This window comes from Pseudoduganella sp. S-14, from assembly GCF_049913285.1.
Classification (GTDB): Bacteria; Pseudomonadota; Gammaproteobacteria; order Burkholderiales; family Burkholderiaceae_D; genus Rugamonas.
This window is the reverse complement of the sequence record NZ_CP183991.1, coordinates 4,679,592-4,697,875: the sequence shown is the minus strand read 5'-3', so window position 1 is coordinate 4,697,875 and position 18,284 is coordinate 4,679,592. Positions and strand designations below refer to the sequence as shown.

The following is an 18,284-nucleotide window of genomic DNA, read 5'->3' as shown; positions in this document are numbered from 1 at the left end:
CCGCGAAAGGATGATAGCAAATGAGTGAAGGTAAAAAACGCAGGGTGCATACGGCGGAATTCAAGGCCAAGGTGGGTCTGGAGGCGGTGCGCGGGGTTAAGACGGTCACGGAAATCGCGCAGGAGTACGGTGTACATCCTGTGCTGGTCGGTCAGTGGAAGAAAGAGATCCTGGAGAATGCCGGCGCACTGTTCGACGTCAAGCGCGGTCCCAAGCCGGTCGATGAAAGCAGCCCCGAGGACAAGCTGTATAGCGAGATTGGCAAGTTGAAGATGCAGGTGGATTGGCTTAAAAAAAAGCTAGGGGAATGAGTCCGGCGGAGCGGGCGCGATGGATCGAGCGGGACGACGAGATGCCACTGACGATGCAGTGCGAGCTGGCAAGCATTTCGCGCTCTTCGGTCTATCGACGAATGGAAGCTGCGGTGCGTGAGCAAAGTCTGACCGAAGAGGATAGCCAGTTGCGAGGCCTGATCGACGAGGAGTACACGAACCGGCCGTTCTATGGCAGCCGGCGCATGGTGGTGTTCCTACGAAGGCGTGGTTACTGCGTCAATCGCAAGCGCGTGCAGCGCCTGATGCGCGAAATGGGTCTGGCCGGCATGGCGCCAGGGCCGGAGACGAGCAAGCCGCATCCGGAGCACAAGGTTTATCCGTATCTGCTGCGCGGCGTGGCGGTCACGCGACCAAACCAGGTGTGGAGCACAGACCTGACGTATATCAGGCTGGCCCGGGGCTTCGCCTACCTGGTAGCGGTGATTGACTGGTACAGCCGCAAGGTGCTGTCCTGGCGCATCAGCAACAGCATGGACGCGTCGTTCTGCGTGGACTGCCTGGAGGATGCGCTGCGCCACTACGGCAGGCCTGAAGTGTTTAACAGCGATCAGGGATCGCAGTTCACCAGCACAGCCTTCACTGGTGTGCTGAAACGCGAAGGCGTGGCGATCAGCATGGACGGCCGCGGGCGGGCGCTGGACAACATCTTCGTGGAGCGCCTGTGGCGCAACGTGAAGTACGAGGACGTGTACCTGAAAGGGTATGCCAACATGGCGGAGCTGATGGTCGGCCTGGCGCAGTATTTTGCATTCTACAACGCGGAGCGCCCGCATCAGGCGCTGGGTTATGAAACGCCGGATAGCGTCTACAAGTCGGGGATCGGTGGCGGTGCGCTGATCGTAGATAAATTTGGCGATGGTGAAGGCGAGCAGGAAAATTCTGGTATTGCGGGGCAGCGCCGTGCAGCTGTGACGTTGGAAATGGGCACAGCTTAAACTAAGCGACAAAGTGTCTTGACTGATGGGTCCACTTTAGCGTACGGTTTCCGGAGCATCACATAATATCCAGGCTGACGATCCTGACGCTGTGACACAAGCTATAGTCGATGTACTCCGTCAGGTCCAGTAAATAATAATGAGTTTGTTTGGCCTCTGCTGTCCGAAGGTGGCAACGGGTCGGTAAAGTAGGGTTTGAACGCTTTTGTGCATCTCGGGCGACAATTCCTGCAGCGTGCCAGGCGGGTTGCTAGAAACCGGCCACAAAACCCAGCCCTAACCCTGACCGGGTTTCTTCTTGCCCAGGTGGCATTTTCTTGCTCGTCGTTTCAATCTGCAAACATTTAAAATTATCAAAAAGAAACAAGTAGTTCCATATGGAAACTTGTGATACGATAGTTTGTGAAGTTTGACGATTTGAAAATTGACATGAAGCCCACGCCCATTAACGCCTCAGTTAACGCCCATTACCTGGACAAGGTGATGTATGTTGCCGAGCAGATGTCAGTCGAAGTGATTGTCGACATCCTCGATGTGCGCGGCGTGAAGCTGGTGTCGAAGGGCACGCGCGTCACGCGCGCCTTGCGCGAAAAACTGATTGCACATAAGTTGATGCGTCCCTTCGAAGCTTCGATCCGCATCGCCGATGGCGTGGATTCACGGGCGGTGGCGCAAGTGGCGGAGCGGCTGGCGGATGTCAGTGCACCGATTGCCAGTTTGCTGCGCAGCGTGCCGGCCGATGGCGCGTCGCCCCTGCAGGTCTTGGGGCAGATGGAGTTCGGCAATGCGATGGCGCTGATGTTGACCGCGTCGGACAAAGCTGGCGGCCCTTCGCTTGAACATGCAGTGTTGGTCAGCATGCTGTCCATCTGCATGGCCAAGACCTTGCGGCTAAATGAACAGGATCAACTGGCGGCCGGACTGGCCGGCCTGCTGCACGATATCGGCGAACTGTATGTCGATCCTCGCTTCCTGGCTCGCGGCAAGCGGCTGCAGCCACATGAGTGGGCGCACATCGTGATACATCCGCGCACGGGCCAGATGCTGATCGACCAGCTGGAGTCGTTCCCGCCTTCAGTCGGGCGCGCGGTGGCTGAGCACCATGAGCGTTTCGATGGCACGGGCTATCCGCGGCAGGTCGGCGGCCAGCAGTTGAGTGGTCCCGGCCAGGCGGTAGCCGTGGCCGAAATGATTGCAGGCCTGCTGCTGAAAGACAACGCGCTGGAACGCGCGGAGCTGGCGCTGAAAATCGTGCCGGGTGAACAGGCGCCGGAATTGCTGGCCGCGGTCTCAGGCGCTTTGCGCCAGTGCCCGCATGGCGTGGTAGTGCCGGAGGCGGCCTGGCGCGGCGGTGAAAGCGTGCCGGGTTTGTATGCACGCATTGGAGCCATCCTCAACCTTGGTGCGCGCTTGATCGATGGCCCAGCGGCGAAATCCGACCGTATTTGCAAACTGCTGCACGCAACCCAGGAACGCGTGCGCAAGATCCAGCGCGCCTTTGTCAGTACCGGCCTGGATGGCTACCTGCAGCCGATGCCATTTGGTGCGGCGTCCGACGGCCCTCTTCTATTCGAAAAAGACGTGGCCAGCAGGGAGCTGCAATGGCGCTTGCGCGACATCGCGCGCGACCTTGCATTGCAGGCGGAATCGCCGGACGAGAAAATGGTACTGGCATCGCTGATCAACCTGCTCGATAACGACGAAGGTATTGTCGAACCGGCGCGGCGACTCACAGTCGCGCTGCATGGCATAAGCGCGCAGACTGCCGCTGACCGGCGCCTCATGCGGGCATGAGTGGTAAAATGGCCTGACTGAAAAGCCCGGCCATTCGGTTGGGCTTTTTTGCTTTGCGCAGGAGATGAAATGGCAAAAAAGAAAGAAGAACTCGATCCGGAAACCTTGGAACTGATCCAGTGGTGTATCGAGGTGGAAGGATTCCTGGTCAAGGGCGGCGCCACGGTGGAGCAGGCCCAGGATCATATTGAAGAACAGATTGAATGGTTTACGGACCTGTTCTACGACGGCCTGACGCCGGAAGATGCGGCAAAGGAAGCGCTGGCCTGAACCGACTTGGTGCTGAAACAAAAAGGCTTTGCGATCGCTCGCAAAGCCTTTTTGTATTGTGCCGCCCGTGAGGGCGGCAGCAATTTCGCTCAGAAGCGATAGGTTGCGTTCAGGTTGAAGTAGCGACCCTGGTTGCTATGCAGCTGCTCAGAGTAGCCGCCCAGCGGGTAGAAGCTGGTCGAATCCAGGCCCGAGTTCGGAACGTATGGCGCCTTTTCGTCGAACAGGTTCTTGATGTTCACCGACAAGGTCAAGTTCTGGATGCCGGTGTAGGTGTAGCCTAGGCCGACGGTAGTCCAGCTGTTGATCTGGCATTTCGGGAAGTAGGCTTCATACAGCGGCACGTTCGGGTCGCGGTTCGGTGCGGCATCGGTCGGCTTCTTGGCACCGTAGTGGCAGAACGGTGCGGCGTAGGTGGTATCGGCGTCATACTGGCGCATCAGCGAAATCGGACCGACGTACTGGATCGATGCGTTGATCGAGTGAACGTCAGCGAAGCGCCAAGTGGTCGATAGGTAGCCTTTGAAGCGTGGCACGCGGGTGTTGTTGCTCAGGTTCCAGTCCCACAGACCTGGATCCTTGCCAACCACATTGTGCTCGATGTCGCCTGGGTGCTGGGCAATTTTGTACGAGTGCGTGTAGGTACCGGAGAACTTGGTCAGCAGGCTGCCCCACGAGTCCAGCTTGTTGGTGATGGTCGCGTCGAAATCGATACCCTTGATATCTTTCGCGCCTTGGTTCAGCCAAGGTTCTTTGACCATCAGCAGCGGGCCAGTGCCAGGGATCGGATTGCCGTTGGCGTCAGTCACAAAGTTAGCCGGATTGGTGTCACGAACGATGCTGTCTGGATTGCGGTCTTCATGTTTCAGCGCTTCGGACGCGGTGCCCAGAATCACTTCGCCTTCCTTGCGGATACGGAAGTAGTCGATAGTGATGCCGACGTTGGACAGCGGCGCCAGGATCAGGCCCAGAGTGTAAGACTTGGATTTCTCGGGCTTCAGGTCCGGGTTGAAACCACCGGTGCCGGCTGCGGATTTTTGGCAGTCGGTTGGGAACGCATTTGGTTTTGCGGTTTTCTCGTCTACTTCGCAGCGCTTCGGATCGAACAGGTTACGCAGGAAGAACTGTGCGCCGCCCGGGGTTACCTGGTTCAGCGCAGGAGCGCGGAAGCCACGGCTGTAAGCACCCCGCACGGCGAACTGTTCGACAGGGGTCCACTTGATGCCGAACTGCGGCACGCGGCTGGTTTCCAGTTTCTCGAACTTGTCGATACGGCCCGCAGCGCTCAGTTCCAGTGTTTTAAGCACCGGTGCACGGAACTCGGTGTAGAACGATTTGACGTCGCGCTGGCCGTGCAGCACGGTATTGGACAGGCCCAGGATGTTGCCGGTTGCGAGCAGTTCATCCGGATTCAGGTCCATTTTCTCCTTGCGGTATTCGCCACCGAGTGCTACTGCCATTTTGCCGCCAGGCAGTTCAGGGCCGAATTCGCGGTTGGCGCGCAGATCGATCTGGGTGAAGGACGAGGAGTTTTTGGACGTGACGTCGCGGCTCAAGGTCGGGTCGGCAGCCAATTGCGCCAGGGTGGTGCCAGTGTTCAGCTTGCGCAGAGTTGGCAGGTACAGTTGACCCAAGGAAGTGTCCTTGCGGCGAGCCTCGTTCCACAGCAATGCGGATTCGATGTCCCAACCCATGGCCGAACCACGTACGCCAGCGAGCGCGCGCAGGTAATCATTGGTATTGTTATTGCCGGCTGGCAGGTTTTCGAAGCGGTAACCTACGGAGGCGCGAGCGTTCGGGAATGGATTGTCCGGGTGGCCGATTTCGAGGATTGCCTGGAATGGATCGGCGATGCCAACCTGAGTGAAGTTGGTGGTCTGGGTCTGGCCCAAGGTACGCGGACCGGTGGTGCCGGTATAGGTGCGCTCGGAGCGGCTGAATGCTACTTCAGCAAATGCGGACCAGTTGTCGTTGATGCGGATTTCGCCGCGGCTCATCAGGTTGGTATCTTTACCGGCCGACTGTGCTTCCAGGTATTGCAGCAGATCGAAGTTGCAGAACTTGCGGTTCATGAACACCGAAGTGCTAGGCAGGCCCGTGGCAGGGGTGCCGGTAATCTGCTGGGATGGATCGCAGTTCAGCGTAATGCGCATGTTCGTGTCGCGCGTGGCTTGGGTCACACCGAAGTTCTTCGAACCTGGCTTGGTTTCCTTATAGAATACCGGGGAAGCTGAAATGGTGCTGCCGAACGGGGTGGCATAGCGGTTGTTCAGGGTCTGGTAAGTATCCCACTCGATGTCGCGTGCTTCGTCACGGCGAGTGCGATCGCGGTGCGCTACATCGAGGGTGGCGAAGATATTGTAGCCGTCAGTGGCCAGATCGCCTTTACCGACAACCAGGTTGATGCCCTGGCGGCCAAACTTGCCGTCGTCATTGGCGCCGGCGCGGGCCGAAACTTCCACGCCTTGATAATTGGTCTTGGTGATGAAGTTGATAACGCCGGCAACAGCGTCGGAGCCGTAAATTGCCGATGCGCCTTCTTTCAGGATTTCCACACGTTCCAGCGCAGAGACCGGAATACTGTTCAGGTCGTACAGCGAGGAGTTACCGTCGTTCGGGTCGGCGTAAGCGCCGATCACGACGCGGCGGCCGTTCAGCAGCACCAGCGTCGAGGTTGAGCTCAGGTTGCGCAGCGAAACAGTCGATGCGCCGCGCGAGAAGCCGCCGTCGGTCACGTCGAAGTTGTTGTCGGAGCCCACCGCCGGGATGGTCTTCATCAGTTCCTGGACGGACTGTGCGCCAGTATTCTTGATGTCTTGCGCGGTCAGGACTTGTACAACGTTGGTGCTTTCCTTGGCGGTGCGCTTCAGGTTGGAACCCGTGACGTACACGGTGGTAGGCGCTGGGCTGGCTGCTTGTTGCGCCAGTGCATAGTCCGCACCGCTGAATGCCAGCAGTACAGCCAACGCGCCTTGTTTCAGTACGAGTTGCTTAGTCAAAACATTTCTCCCTATCGGTTTACTTGATCACCAGTGCCTTGTGGCTATCACTTATTGGGTTGTGATATGGCGCTCACTATCGCAGAGGCCGTGATATTTTGATAGGTTTTGATATCCGTAAGGCAATTATTTTTGCCGGAATAGTTGTTTTTTGGTCAAAGCAAAAGGTTCTTCCTGTGATTGCTTACGATTTTTGTAGCGGGCAAACAGTTGCAGGCGGCAACTATTGTCATTCGGCAAGTATTAATTTCCTTAGCGTTGCTGATCTGGAGATCACTTTGGCCGTTCAGGTAGCGTGACTTATCCGTGATCTCCTCAATCATAGGCGCGCGGGTTTTTATACGGTCCTGCTGGCAGCTTGAGTCGAGCATCGCAGTGGTGCTGCTTGTCCAGGGCGACATGGGCAGGGGCCTCAACTGAGCGCCGGCCTCTGCGATTTTGGCGACGCACCCGTTATATACAGCGGACGACGGGTAGTGTCGAGGGTCAGCGATGCGCCCGAAGCATGGCTCATTCTTGCGGGAGTTTTTCGTGATAATTCCTCGCGAGTTCGTAAAATCACCTGTTTGTTGCAGAGATTAAGCCTGCCCAGAAGGCCCGTTTGATCGGACTTTGAGCTGCGTCTATCATGCGTCATAACCCAACCGGAGTCAGCCATGAAAACTTTTGCCATTGCCGTTGCCGTGCTCGCCTTGTTCGCGTCCCAGCCTGCTGTTGCGCTGGAACAGAGTGCTTCCGTCAAAGTGACCAAGCTGCTGCAGTCGCCATCGAGCTGGAATGGCGCCGCGCTGGCCTACCCGAGCGGGCAGGCGGAGGTCACAGCACTGCTGGTGGAGATCGCGCCCGGCGGCGAGACCGGCTGGCACCTGCATCCCGTGCCATCGTTTGGCTACCTGCTGGAAGGGGAGCTGGAAGTGAGCCTGAAAGACGGCAGCGTCAAGCGCGTGCTGGCTGGGCAGGCGCTGGCCGAAGTGGTCAATACCCTGCACAACGGGCGCAATGTGGGCAAGGGCCCGGCCAGACTGGTAGTGTTCTATGCGGGCGTCACTGGTAGCACATTGACAGTCAAGGAGTAGTGTTCAAAAGTTATAGTAGGTATATAATGCGCGCTATTTTGCGGCGACAGACCGCAACCTGTGGGGAGAATAGGGGACATCCATCAAACCGCCCACAAGGAAAGAACATGATGAAGTTGTCCAAGATGCACGTGCTGGTAAGCCTCGCTACGATGCAGATGGCTGCCATGGCCCAGGAAGCAGCCCAGGCCCCAGCCGGCCAAATGGAAGTAGTGACCGTTACCGCGCAGCGCCGCGCCGAGAATATCCGCGACGTGCCGGTTTCCGTGTCCTCGATCAAGGCTGAAAAGCTGGACATCCTGTTGTCCGGCGGTCAGGATATCCGCGTCCTGGCAGGCAAGACCCCATCGCTGAACGTCGAATCGTCGACCGGCCGTGTCTTCCCACGCTTCTACATCCGTGGCTACGGCAACGCCGACTTCGCGGTGTTCGCCTCGCAGCCGGTTTCGCTGATCTATGACGACGTGGTGCAGGAAAACCCGATCCTGAAGGGTTACCCGATGTTCGACCTGGCCAACGTGGAAGTTCTGCGCGGTCCGCAAGGCACCCTGTTCGGCCGCAACACCCCGGCCGGCGTGGTCAAGTTCGAATCGGCCAAGCCAAGCCTGCGTGGCGTGGAAGGTTTCTACAACGTTTCCTACGCTACCGACGCTACCGCCAACATCGAAGCTGCTGCCAACGTGCCGCTGTCGAAAGAGTGGGCACTGCGCGTATCGACCCTGCGCCAGCACCGCGACGACTTCGTCACCAACACCTACACCGGCCAGCCGGATGCGCTGGAAGGCTACAACGAGCACGCAGAACGCGTGCAGGTACTGTACCAGCCGAACGGCGTGTTCAACGCCCTGTTCAACGTGCACCAGCGCCAGACCACCGGCAGCTCGCGCCTGTTCCGCGCCAACATCATCAAGAAGGGTTCCAACACCTTCGTCGACGGCTTCGATCCTGAGCGCATCGCCATCAACGGCCGCGAAGACCAGGAACTGAAAACCCAGGGCGCCAATGTGCGCATGAGCTGGGACCTGGGCGCACACAAGCTGTATTCGATCACCGGTTACGAAACCGTGGCCCGCTACAACTCGCGCGGCGACATCGACGGCGGCAATCCAGGCGATGCGCCAGCAGTGCCGTTCCAGGTTGCCACCGCAGCCTTCGTACCGGACATCAAGCAGTACTCGCAAGAGTTCCGCGTAGAGTCCAAGTACACCGGCCCGATGAACTGGCAGGCAGGCGTGTACTACTTCGACGAGAAGGCAGTGGCAGGCCAGGATAACTTCAACGTTGCCGGCGACCGCACCTCGCGCGTGAAATCGCAGCAGAAGAATGAAGCCTGGGCCCTGTTCGGTTCGGTGAACTACGCCGTGAACGACGCGTTCACCGTGCGCGGTGGCCTGCGTTACACCGAGGACAAGAAGGACTTCGACACCCTGGAAACCACCGGCACCACGCTGGTTGGTCCTAAATCGGTTTCCGAATCCAAGGACAAGTTCAACTGGGACCTGAGCGGCACCTATAAGCTGAACAACGACGTCAGCCTGTATGCCCGCTACGCAACCGGCTTCCGCGCTCCATCGATTGCTGCCGCTTCCACCGCGGTGCCGATCACCGTGGCCGACGCCGAAACCATCACTTCGATCGAAGCCGGCGTGAAGGCCGACCTGTGGAACCGCCGCGCACGCGCAACCCTGAGCGTGTACGACTACGACGTGAAGAACCAGCAGCTGACCGTTGTTGGCGGCAACTCCAACGTCACCAAGCTGATTAACGCTGCCAAGACCAAGGGCCGTGGTATCGAAGGCGAAATCGAAGGCTTCATCACCAACGACTTCAAGATGTCCGCCAGCGCTTCGTACAACTTCACCGAGATCCGCGATCCTTCGCTGTCCGTGAACAAGTGCGCGCAGTGCACCATCCTGGACCCGATCAACTCGTCCGGCCGCGTGGTCATCGACGGCAACGCGCTGCCGCAGGCTCCGAAGTGGATCATCAACCTGAACGCGCGCTACAACTACCCGCTGGCAGAAGGCAACCTGTTCGTGGTGACCGACTGGTCCTACCGTTCGAAGGTGAACTTCTTCCTGTACGAAGCCGTTGAATTCACCGGCGCTCCGCTGACCGAAGGCGGCCTGCGCGTGGGCTACAACTGGGCCGGCGGCAAGTACGAAGTCGCAGCGTTCGCACGCAACATCACCGACCAGCGCCGCGTCACCGGCGCCATCGACTTCAACAACCTGACCGGCTTCGTCAACGAGCCACGTCAGTTTGGCGTGCAGTTCAAAGGTTCGTTCTAAACTTTTTGGGGCTGGCACTTGCCAGCCCCAAAATAGGCCGATATAATGCGGCCTCTTTTCCCTGATAGCTCAGTCGGTAGAGCGACGGACTGTTAATCCGCAGGTCCCTGGTTCGAGTCCAGGTCGGGGAGCCAGAATTTCATGCAAAGAGCCCAGCCGTTACCGGTTGGGCTCTTTGCTTTTCGGGGTGCGGAAATGGAAAACAGCGATCAGCGATACCTGGTTCAACAAAATAAGATCAACGCCCCGGAAAAGCCGCCGGTCTTCGCCAGGGTCATGCGCAGTAAAGAAGGCGTGTTCGAAGGGGTTTCCTTCATCAAGAACAAAGACAAGGCTACGGTGATGACGATGTCCCAGGCGCAGGAAGCGGTGGCCTGGGCCACCAGGAAGAAATCGGCTGCCCACGAGTACACGACCAAGATCATTTGCGTTGGTCAATAAAGCACCGATGTTGGCGCCTATTATGGGAAGGGGATGATCTAGCCATGGGCGGCCTTGTTTGCGCGGGGACGCAACTGGCTCAACTGATGCCTCGTCGGCCTCCCAGTGTTATCAGCAAATTCCGCGGCATTGCTGCGATCAAGCTGGTCGACACAGCGGAAGGCAGCGGTGTCCTTGAGGGGCTGGGCTTTTATGTCGACGACACGCGGTCGCGCGGCATGGTTGCGCCCTTCACCTATGTGCGGGTGCGCCTGGTGGAGGCCGATTCGCTGAAAGTGGTTGGCGAAGGTACGGCGAGGCAGTCTTCGTCATCGCCCGTCCGTCGGCCGATTCTTCAGGCAAGGATACCCTCAACAAGATGACTGGCGCGGACAAGCTCCGGAATGTCCGCAACGTACTTGAAGCTGCGATGGAGGCTGCCCTGCCGGGCGTACTGGCCCGGTGATCAGCAATGCTGGTCGAGCCACTCGCCGACCAGCGGCCACAGGACTTTTTCCTGGTGCGGGCGGAAGAAACCAAAGTGGCCGATGCGTTCCTGGTTGAAGCTACCTGGATTGAGCACGCGGTAGTCAACTATTGCGCTGGTGTATGCCTCATGCAGCATGCGCGAGCCCGATTCGCGCAACAGTTCGTCGTCGCTGAAAGTAAGGCCGAGTACCGGGAAGCTGGCGCTGGCATAGGCTTCACGCGCACCGGGTTCCCCAGTGAGCAGGTAATCCGGCGTGAGGCACCAGCGGCGCCACTGCATCATTGCGCCGCGCGGAATGTCGCCGAGGATGCCCAACCGCTTGCCTGGGAAGTAGCCGAGCACCCTGCATAACAGCGGCGTCAGGACGTGCCACAGCAACGGCGCGGTACGCTGGATGCGCGGCTGGTTGTGGCGCGTGGCGCCGCTGCCAACGGCGATGTTGATCAGGCCTGCTACCTTGCCGATGGACGGCAGCAGTGGCGCGGTCTGTCCTCCCAGGCTGTGGCCGAGCAAGAACAGGGGAAGCGCGGCGTCATGCCGCGCGGCGTGCTGCACGACGGATTCGAGGTCGAGCGCAATCCAGGTCGTGATGTCGGCCTTGCAGCGGCGCAGCGGTCCTGCGCGGGACTCGCCCATGCCGCGGTAATCGAAGGTCCATACACGGTAACCCAGTCCCGCCAGGAAGGTGGCGAAAGCGGTGTAGAAGCCTTGGGGAATCGCCATGCCGGGGGCGATCACCACCTGGGCGCGGGCTGGGTGCGGCGGATCGTGGCGGTAGGCGGCCAGTTGCTGGCCGTCCTGGGCTTGCAGCGTGAGGCGGGTGGCGCTCATCGTTTTGATCCTCCGTAGGCGACGCCGGTGTGGGAGGGATTGGTGGCAAGCGTGCGCCAGGCGGCGCTGCTCAATTCATCAATAGCATGAAGCGGATTGAGGCCGACGCGCCCGCCCAGCCAGTTGCGCGCCAGCTCCTGCGATGGGCCGAGCAGCAGGGGGCCGTACAGTTCGATGGGCATCCGGCGCAGCACGCCCTGCTTGAACCATGGCTTCAGCTTCTCGAACACCTCCTTGAAATGACTCGCCGTGCGCTGGCGGATGGCATCGTCATGTTCGGCGCTCACGGCCTGGCGGCGGGCGAACAGGAAGCGCGCCATGTCCGGTTGCTCCACGATCCAGTTCAGGTGGGTGCTGACGATGGCATGGATGGCGAATTCGGCGTTACTGGCCCGGGCCACGTTGGCTTTGATCTGCTGCCAGTAGCCGTCCAGCCCTTGTGCAAACAGCGCGGCGGCAATGCCTTCCTTGTTGCCGAAATGGTGATAGATGCTGCCCACCGACGCCTGGCTGCGCTGGCGGATGTCGTCGATCGACGTGGCCTCGATGCCTTTTTCGGAAAACACGGCAAGGGCGGCGGACAGGATGGCTGATTTTCGGTCGGCTTGGGTCATGTCTAGAATATTGTTCTAGAACGGAATTCTAGTCAAGATTCTTCGTTTCGGGTTAAGCTCACTAGCATGAAAAAGACCAGGACCCGGCGTACGAGACGCGCCATGTTTTTGAGCCTGCTATTCCTGGCCTTGTCGACCACGCAGCCGGCGGCTGCAAATCCCGCCAAGGCACCGCAGCAGGTTGTCTATCCGCGACCGGAGTCCGAGCATGACAGCCGTTACCTGTATGACTGGGAGGTGTTGCGCACGGCGCTCGAGAAGACCCGCGCCAGGTTCGGGCCCTACGAGTTGCGCCAGGCCAGCCAATTCATGTCGCCGGCACGGGTGACGACCGAAGCTGCAGGACCAGGCTCGATCAATCTTTTTGTGCGGGCCACGTCGGCGCAACTGGAGCAGCAATTTCGTCCGGTGCGCATTCCGGTTGATCGCGGCCTGATCGGCTACCGCTTGCTCTTGGTGCGCCACGAGGACTTGCCGCGGTTCGCCGAGGTCAAGTCGCTAGACCAGCTGCATCGATTTAGCATTGGCCAAGGCAAAGGCTGGGTCGATGTCGGCATCCTGCAGGCCGCTGGCTTCAAGGTGGTGGAGGGAAATAACTACGACGGTTTGTTCTCCATGTTGGAAGTCAAGCGCTTCGATGCCCTGTCACGTTCCGTCGACGAAGCCTTGAGCGAATACGACGGGTGGCACAAGCGCTTCAGCTTCGAGGTGGAGCCCGACCTCGCGCTTTACTATCCGCTGGCGCGCTACTTCTTCACGCGCCGCGATGCGGAAGGGGAGGCGCTGGCGAACCGGCTGGAAGCTGGGCTGGAGGCGATGGTGCAGGATGGTTCGCTGCAGGCGCTGTTCATGACCTACAAGGGGCCGCTGATCAAGCGTTCCGGCCTGGCGCGGCGCCGCCTGTTCCGCATTCCCAATCCCGACCTGCCGCCGCAAACGCCGCTGGCACGTAGCGAGTTGTGGTATCGGCCGCAGGAGCCGGCAGGCAAGCGATAGGCACGATCGCAATGGCCGGGTTACACTGGCTGGCAAGGAGGAGGCGCCATGAAAGCTTGGATATTGGCCGTCGTAACGGCTATCACCCTGGCAGGATGCAGCACCCCGCAATCGCACGAGCAACCACGCCAGCAACAGCCTTTCATTTGCCGGACCGTGGAGTCGGGCCTCGGCCAGCCCCTGGCCGATAACCAGCAGGGCATCGGCCATCCCGTGCGCGATGACGCCGGCAAGGTGGCCGGTTACAGCAGCCAGTGCGCCATCAAGCCGCGCATCCAGCATTTTTACTACACCGGCTCGGGTTTCAAGCCGTTTGATATCGGGAACGGCTACCAGTCGCCGCCTGCCGATCTCAAGACGGTAGTCGTGAATGGCACGGCGGTGCCGTTTGTGGTGCGCGTGGAGGCCGGCACCATCAACCGTTTCGTCTACACGATTGCGATGCTGGAGCGTGCGCCCTGGAACCACAAGCTGGTCTACTGGATGCGCGGCGGTGTCGGCATCGGCCACCAGCAGGGCACGGCAATGTGGTTCAGCGATGCCTTGAACGGCTCGGAGAAGCAGTTGATGCCGAAGCTGCTGGCGCAGGGCTACGCGATCGCCAATTCCTCCGGCAACGAGAGCGGCGTTCACTACAATATGCGGCTGGCCGAGGAGACGGCGGCGCAGACCAAGGCTTATTTCATCGAGAAGTATGGCAAGCCGCTGTATACGATCGGCATCGGCGGCTCGGGCGGGGCGGTCCAGCAGTACATGTTTGCGCAAAATCGCCCCGGCCTGTTCGATGCGGGCATTCCGGTGCAGTCCTATCCGGACATGGTGACGCAGTCGATACCGGTTTCCGACTGCCCCCTGCTGGGGCAATACTTCCGCGACGAGGTGGCGCGCGATCCCAATTCGCCGTGGGCGACCTGGAGCCGCCAGTCGCTGGTGCAGGGCATGAATGCCAGCGACACCGTGAAGAATTCTTTTACCGGCAAGCCCGGCACCACCGAGTGCATCAATGGCTGGCGCTTTGCGATGCCGACGGTGCTGAACCCGCATTTCCGCGACAGTAAATTCGACAAGGCCATTGCCTTTTATGGTTATGCGCCGGGAGCTTTCGCCAGCGTGAAGTGGACGCACTGGAACGACCTGGAGGAGTTCTATGGCACGGATGCAGAAGGGTTCGCGCCGATCCCGCTGGACAATGTGGGCGTGCAGTATGGCCTCGCCGCACTGGTGGCGGGCAAACTTGATGCCGATGAATTCCTCCGGCTGAACGCCTGCGCCGGAAGCTGGAAGGAACAACGCGATTTCGTGCCGTATAAGCCTGACAGCGATCCTTTCGATTCGGCCAATATGCACCGTAGCGCAACTTGCCGCGATCCGGCCGGGACGCCGGCGCAGCGCCGGGAGGGCAACCAGGGGGCGATACGTGCGGCATTCGATTCCGGCCATGTATTCACCGGCAAGCAGCTTGGCATACCGATGATCGACCTGCGCCCGTACCGCGAGGCGGAACTGGACATGCACAATGCGCGGCAGGCGTTCTCTGTTCGCGCCCGGCTGCTGGCGGCTAATCCGGGCGAGGCAAAGCGCCAGGTTATCTGGTTTGCAAGGCCGGACACGGATCTTTCGGGGCAGGTGATGCAGGCGGTATCGGTGCTGGACAAGTATCTTTCCAGCGGTAGCGCGCCGGCCGAATATGCCGATCGCTGCGTGGACGGCGCCGGCACCGTGCTGGCTTCCGGTCCGCAGGCCTGGGCCGGCATCCTGGATGGCGGCAAGCCTGGCGCCTGCACGCAGGCTTTCCCGATCCATGCCAGCCCGCGCATGGTGGCCGGCGAATCGATCCGTGGCGATACCTTCAAATGCCGGCTGAAACCCCTTGCGAAGGCCTATACTGACGGGACTTACGGCCCTGCGGTGAGCTTCAGCGATGCGCAAAAAGCGTGGCTCTCCCGGATCTTCCCGCAAGGCGTGTGCGATTACAATAACGGGTTATGAAGATCCGACCCTTGAAATACCTTGTTCCCGGCACCCTGGCCGGGCTGCTGCTTGCCTACACCGGCATCGGCTTCCTCGCCGTGCCGGCGATCGTCAAGTCACAAGCGGCAAGACAGGCCTCGGAAAAGCTGCATCGCCAGCTCAGCATCGAGGAAGTCTCATTCAATCCATTTACGCTGGCCGCCTCGGTGCGCGGCCTGAAGATGATGGAGCAGGATGGCAGCACTGTTTTTGCCAGCTTTGACCGGCTGGGAGCGGACCTGTCGTGGCAATCCGTCACGAAAATGGCGCCAGTCGTGCAGGAAATCCGGCTGACCAGGCCTTATGTGCACCTGGCGCGCAACGCCGATAACCGCTACAACATCGACGACATCCTGAAACTGATCGCGAGCCAGCCGCCGTCGCCTGAGCCGGCCCGCTTCTCGGTCAATAACATCCAGCTGGAGGAGGGCAGCGTGTCCTTCGATGACAAACCGGCTGGCGTGACGCATAAGGTGCAGGACCTGAAACTGGGCTTGCCGTTTGTCTCCTCGCTGCCCGCGGATGTGACGATTTTCGTGGAGCCGCTGTTCAGTGCCAATATCAATGGCGCGCCGCTGCTCCTGAAGGGCAAGGCGCGTCCATTCGCCGAGCCGAAAGACTATGCGCTGGACCTGAAGCTCGATAAGGCCGACCTGACCAGCTACCTGGGCTACCTGCCGTTCAAGCCGGGCTTCAAGCTGCCGTCGGCACACTTGGAGGCGCAGCTTAGCTTGAGCGTGGTGCAGCCAAAGGAAAAACCGGCATCGCTGGTGTTGGGCGGCGAGGCGACGTTGTCCGGCGCGCAGTTGCAGCAGCTCGACGGCACGCAAGTGGCCAGGCTGGATGCCCTGAAGGTCAAGCTGGGCAAGCTGGACCTGCTGGCGCAGCGTTTCGAGATCGCGAAGGTCGGCATCGATGGGCTGGAACTCGATGTCAAACGCAGCAAGGATGGGGTGCTGAACCTGGATCAGTTGCTGCCTGCCGCCGCCCCTGCGCCGGCAGCGGCCCTTGAGCCAGCAGCGGCGCCGGCGGCCAGGCCGGCAGCCACCGGGCCGGTCGTGCTGCTCAAGGAACTGGCTGTCAACGGGGCAGCGCTGCGCTATGCCGATGATACGCCGCATGGCAACCTGCGGGCCGACCTGGCGAAATTCGGCCTGTTCGTGCAGGATATCGCTTTCGACGGCGCCAAGCATACGCTGGACATCGCGTCTGTCAATTCGAGCAGTGCGCAAATCGACGTCCATCAGGGTAAGCAGGCCGGCAAGCCAGCCGGCGACCAGGCGGCAGCCAAGCCGGCAGGCGAAGGCGCGATGCAGATCAAGATCGGCAAGGTGGAGATTGCCGACTGGGATGCGAAGCTGCGTGAGGACCTGCGTGACGAACCGACCGTGTTCAAGCTGTCGCCGCTGTCGCTGACCGTTGAAGGCTATTCCAACGCACCGGGCGCGGCTTCCGAAGTGGCGCTGAGAACCGCCGTCAATAAAGGCGAACTGGAAATCAAGGGCAAGCTTGCGCCATCTCCGCTGAATGCGGACCTGGCGCTGGAGCTGAAGAATTTCGACCTGCTGCCTTTGCAGCCTTATGTCACCGATTACGTCAACTTGCGCCTGTTGCAGGCTGACGTTTCCAGCAAGGCGCGCCTGCGGCTTGAAACGGGCAAGGACGGTGCGGTGGCTGGCGGTTTCAAGGGCGACGTCAGCGTGAACCGGCTTTCCACTGTCGACAAATCGAGTTCGAACGATTTCCTGAGGTGGAAAACGCTGGCTTTCGGCGGCATGGACGTGAACTTCAAGCCCTTCACCCTGAACATCGACCGCGTGGCGCTGGATGATTTCTTCGCCCGCGTCATCATCGACCCGAACGGCCGCCTGAACGTGCAGGACGTGATGCGCAAGGAAGGCGAAGAAGGTAAGAGCCTGACCGAGGCGGGCACGCGCGCCCAGGCAGTCAAGGATGCCAGGAGCAGAGCGAAAGAGGTGGCGCAGGCGGCGCCGCCGCCAGCCGCCGTGGCTGCTGCGCCCAAGGCGGCAGCCAAGCCTGCGGAACCGCTGCCGCCAATCCGCATTGGCAAGGTGCTCCTTTCCGGCGGGCGCGTTCGCTTTACCGACAACTTCATCAAGCCAAACTACACGGCCAACCTGAAGGACCTGGGGGGCATGGTAGGCGGCCTGTCGTCGGACCCGGCGCATGATGCAGACGTAGACCTGCGCGGCAACGTCAGCGGCGCGCCGTTGCTGATCGCCGGCCGTATGCACCCGTTGAAGCAAGAACTTTCGCTCGACCTGCGCGCCGAGGTGCGTGGCATGGAACTGTCGCAGCTGTCGGCGTATGCGGACAAGTATGTGGGATATGGCATTGAGAAAGGCAAGATGACGTTCGAGGTGGCCTATGCGCTGCAGAACCGCCAGTTGAAAGCAGAGAATCGCCTGGTGCTCGACCAGCTCACTTTCGGCAAGGAGAGCACGAACCCTGACGCCACCAAGCTGCCCGTGAACCTGGCGGTGGCACTGCTTAGCGACCGCAATGGCGTAATCGACATCAACGTGCCGATTGGCGGATCGCTGGACGATCCTCAGTTCTCGCTGGGCGGGATCATCCTCAAGGTGATCGGCAACGCCATCATGAAGACCGTCACTTCGCCATTTGCCCTGATAGGTTCCCTGTTTGGCGGCGGCGAGGAATTGTCGATGCTGGAATTCGACCAGGGGCGCGCTGCGCTGCTGCCTGCATCGGAAGGCAAGCTGAAGTCGCTGGCCAAGGCGCTGACCGAGCGCCCTGGCTTGAAGCTGGATATTACCGGCCGCTTCGATGACGCGGCGGAATTGGGGGCGCTCAAGCACGTGGCGCTGGAACGCAAGCTGCGCCAGCTCAAGACGCGCGACTTGCAGGCGGGCGGTGCCGCGCTGCCGGAAGGCGGGGTAGTGGTGGCCAGGGAGGAATACGCGGCCTTGCTGGAGCGTGCCTACAAGGACGAGAGCTTCGTCAAGCCGCGCAATGCGCTGGGTTTTGCCAAATCGCTCCCGCCGGAGGAAATGGAGAAGCTGATGTTGGCCAATACCAAGTTGGAGCAGGACGACTTCATCACCCTCGGCAACCGCCGTGCGCAGGCGGCCAAGGACTGGCTGGTAAAGCAGGGCCAGGTGCCGCCGGAACGCATCTTCCTTGTTGCACCCAAAGCCGGTGCCGGTGCCCGCGTCGACTTTGCCTTGCACTAGGAGCCACA

At 60.3% G+C, this 18,284-nt stretch carries 13 protein-coding genes and 1 tRNA gene; 11 read left to right on the top strand and 3 right to left on the bottom strand.

Annotation, left to right across the window (positions count from 1 at the left end):
• Nucleotides 1–20: 20 nt before the first annotated feature.
• From ACN9MZ_RS21535 to ACN9MZ_RS21525, 3 genes are all read left to right on the top strand, one after another.
• Nucleotides 21–1,270 (top strand): IS3 family transposase gene (locus ACN9MZ_RS21535; RefSeq protein WP_426338948.1). Its coding sequence is split into 2 segments (ribosomal slippage): nt 21–306 and nt 306–1,270, totalling 1,251 coding nucleotides; the frame shifts between segments, so codons are not numbered across the junction.
• A gap of 429 nt (nt 1,271–1,699) precedes the next feature.
• On the top strand, nt 1,700–3,064 hold the full coding sequence (locus tag ACN9MZ_RS21530; RefSeq protein ID WP_426338947.1) for an HD-GYP domain-containing protein: 1,365 nt from the start codon (nt 1,700–1,702) through the stop codon (nt 3,062–3,064).
• Nucleotides 3,065–3,133: 69 nt separating this feature from the next.
• Nucleotides 3,134–3,334 (top strand): hypothetical protein, encoded by a 201-nt coding sequence (locus ACN9MZ_RS21525; protein WP_426338946.1) that lies wholly within the window; start codon nt 3,134–3,136, stop codon nt 3,332–3,334.
• Nucleotides 3,335–3,423: 89 nt separating this feature from the next.
• On the opposite strand, the gene ACN9MZ_RS21520 is transcribed toward ACN9MZ_RS21525, so the two are convergent.
• The gene (locus ACN9MZ_RS21520; protein ID WP_426338945.1) at nt 3,424–6,333 is read right to left on the bottom strand and encodes a TonB-dependent receptor plug domain-containing protein; all 2,910 of its coding nucleotides are present in this window, start codon (nt 6,331–6,333) and stop codon (nt 3,424–3,426) included.
• A 656-nt stretch (nt 6,334–6,989) separates the two neighbouring features.
• On the opposite strand from ACN9MZ_RS21520, the gene ACN9MZ_RS21515 reads away from it, so the two are divergent.
• From ACN9MZ_RS21515 to ACN9MZ_RS21495, 5 genes are all read left to right on the top strand, one after another.
• Nucleotides 6,990–7,409, top strand: a complete 420-nt coding sequence (locus tag ACN9MZ_RS21515; RefSeq protein WP_426338944.1) for a cupin domain-containing protein — start codon at nt 6,990–6,992, stop codon at nt 7,407–7,409.
• 107 nt (nt 7,410–7,516) lie between these two features.
• Nucleotides 7,517–9,700 carry a TonB-dependent receptor gene (locus tag ACN9MZ_RS21510; RefSeq protein ID WP_426338943.1) on the top strand — a complete coding sequence of 728 codons (2,184 nt, stop codon included), beginning with the start codon at nt 7,517–7,519 and terminating at the stop codon, nt 9,698–9,700.
• Nucleotides 9,701–9,758: 58 nt separating this feature from the next.
• A tRNA-Asn gene (locus tag ACN9MZ_RS21505) sits at nt 9,759–9,834 on the top strand.
• Nucleotides 9,835–9,895: 61 nt separating this feature from the next.
• A complete protein-coding gene (locus tag ACN9MZ_RS21500; RefSeq protein WP_426338942.1) occupies nt 9,896–10,141 on the top strand; it encodes a hypothetical protein in 246 nt (81 codons plus the stop codon).
• Between the two features lie 44 nt (nt 10,142–10,185).
• Nucleotides 10,186–10,503 carry a hypothetical protein gene (locus ACN9MZ_RS21495; RefSeq protein ID WP_426338941.1) on the top strand — a complete coding sequence of 106 codons (318 nt, stop codon included), beginning with the start codon at nt 10,186–10,188 and terminating at the stop codon, nt 10,501–10,503.
• An 83-nt stretch (nt 10,504–10,586) separates the two neighbouring features.
• Here ACN9MZ_RS21495 and ACN9MZ_RS21490 read toward each other — a convergent pair whose 3' ends face one another.
• Both ACN9MZ_RS21490 and ACN9MZ_RS21485 read right to left on the bottom strand, forming a co-directional pair.
• Complete coding sequence (locus ACN9MZ_RS21490) at nt 10,587–11,441, bottom strand: alpha/beta fold hydrolase (protein WP_426338940.1); 855 nt, start codon at nt 11,439–11,441, stop codon at nt 10,587–10,589.
• Nucleotides 11,438–12,055 (bottom strand): TetR/AcrR family transcriptional regulator, encoded by a 618-nt coding sequence (locus ACN9MZ_RS21485; protein WP_426338939.1) that lies wholly within the window; start codon nt 12,053–12,055, stop codon nt 11,438–11,440. The genes ACN9MZ_RS21490 and ACN9MZ_RS21485 overlap by 4 nt, the downstream gene beginning before the upstream one ends.
• A 102-nt stretch (nt 12,056–12,157) precedes the next feature.
• On the opposite strand from ACN9MZ_RS21485, the gene ACN9MZ_RS21480 reads away from it, so the two are divergent.
• The 3 genes from ACN9MZ_RS21480 to ACN9MZ_RS21470 are packed head-to-tail and all read left to right on the top strand — an operon-like array spanning nt 12,158 to nt 18,276.
• Complete coding sequence (locus ACN9MZ_RS21480; RefSeq protein WP_426338938.1) at nt 12,158–13,051, top strand: hypothetical protein; 894 nt, start codon at nt 12,158–12,160, stop codon at nt 13,049–13,051.
• 48 nt (nt 13,052–13,099) lie between these two features.
• Nucleotides 13,100–15,040 carry a DUF6351 family protein gene (locus tag ACN9MZ_RS21475; protein WP_426338937.1) on the top strand — a complete coding sequence of 647 codons (1,941 nt, stop codon included), beginning with the start codon at nt 13,100–13,102 and terminating at the stop codon, nt 15,038–15,040.
• A gap of 11 nt (nt 15,041–15,051) precedes the next feature.
• Nucleotides 15,052–18,276: a DUF748 domain-containing protein gene (locus ACN9MZ_RS21470; protein WP_426338936.1), complete on the top strand. Its 3,225-nt coding sequence runs from the start codon at nt 15,052–15,054 to the stop codon at nt 18,274–18,276.
• The last annotated feature ends 8 nt before the right edge of the window (nt 18,277–18,284 follow it).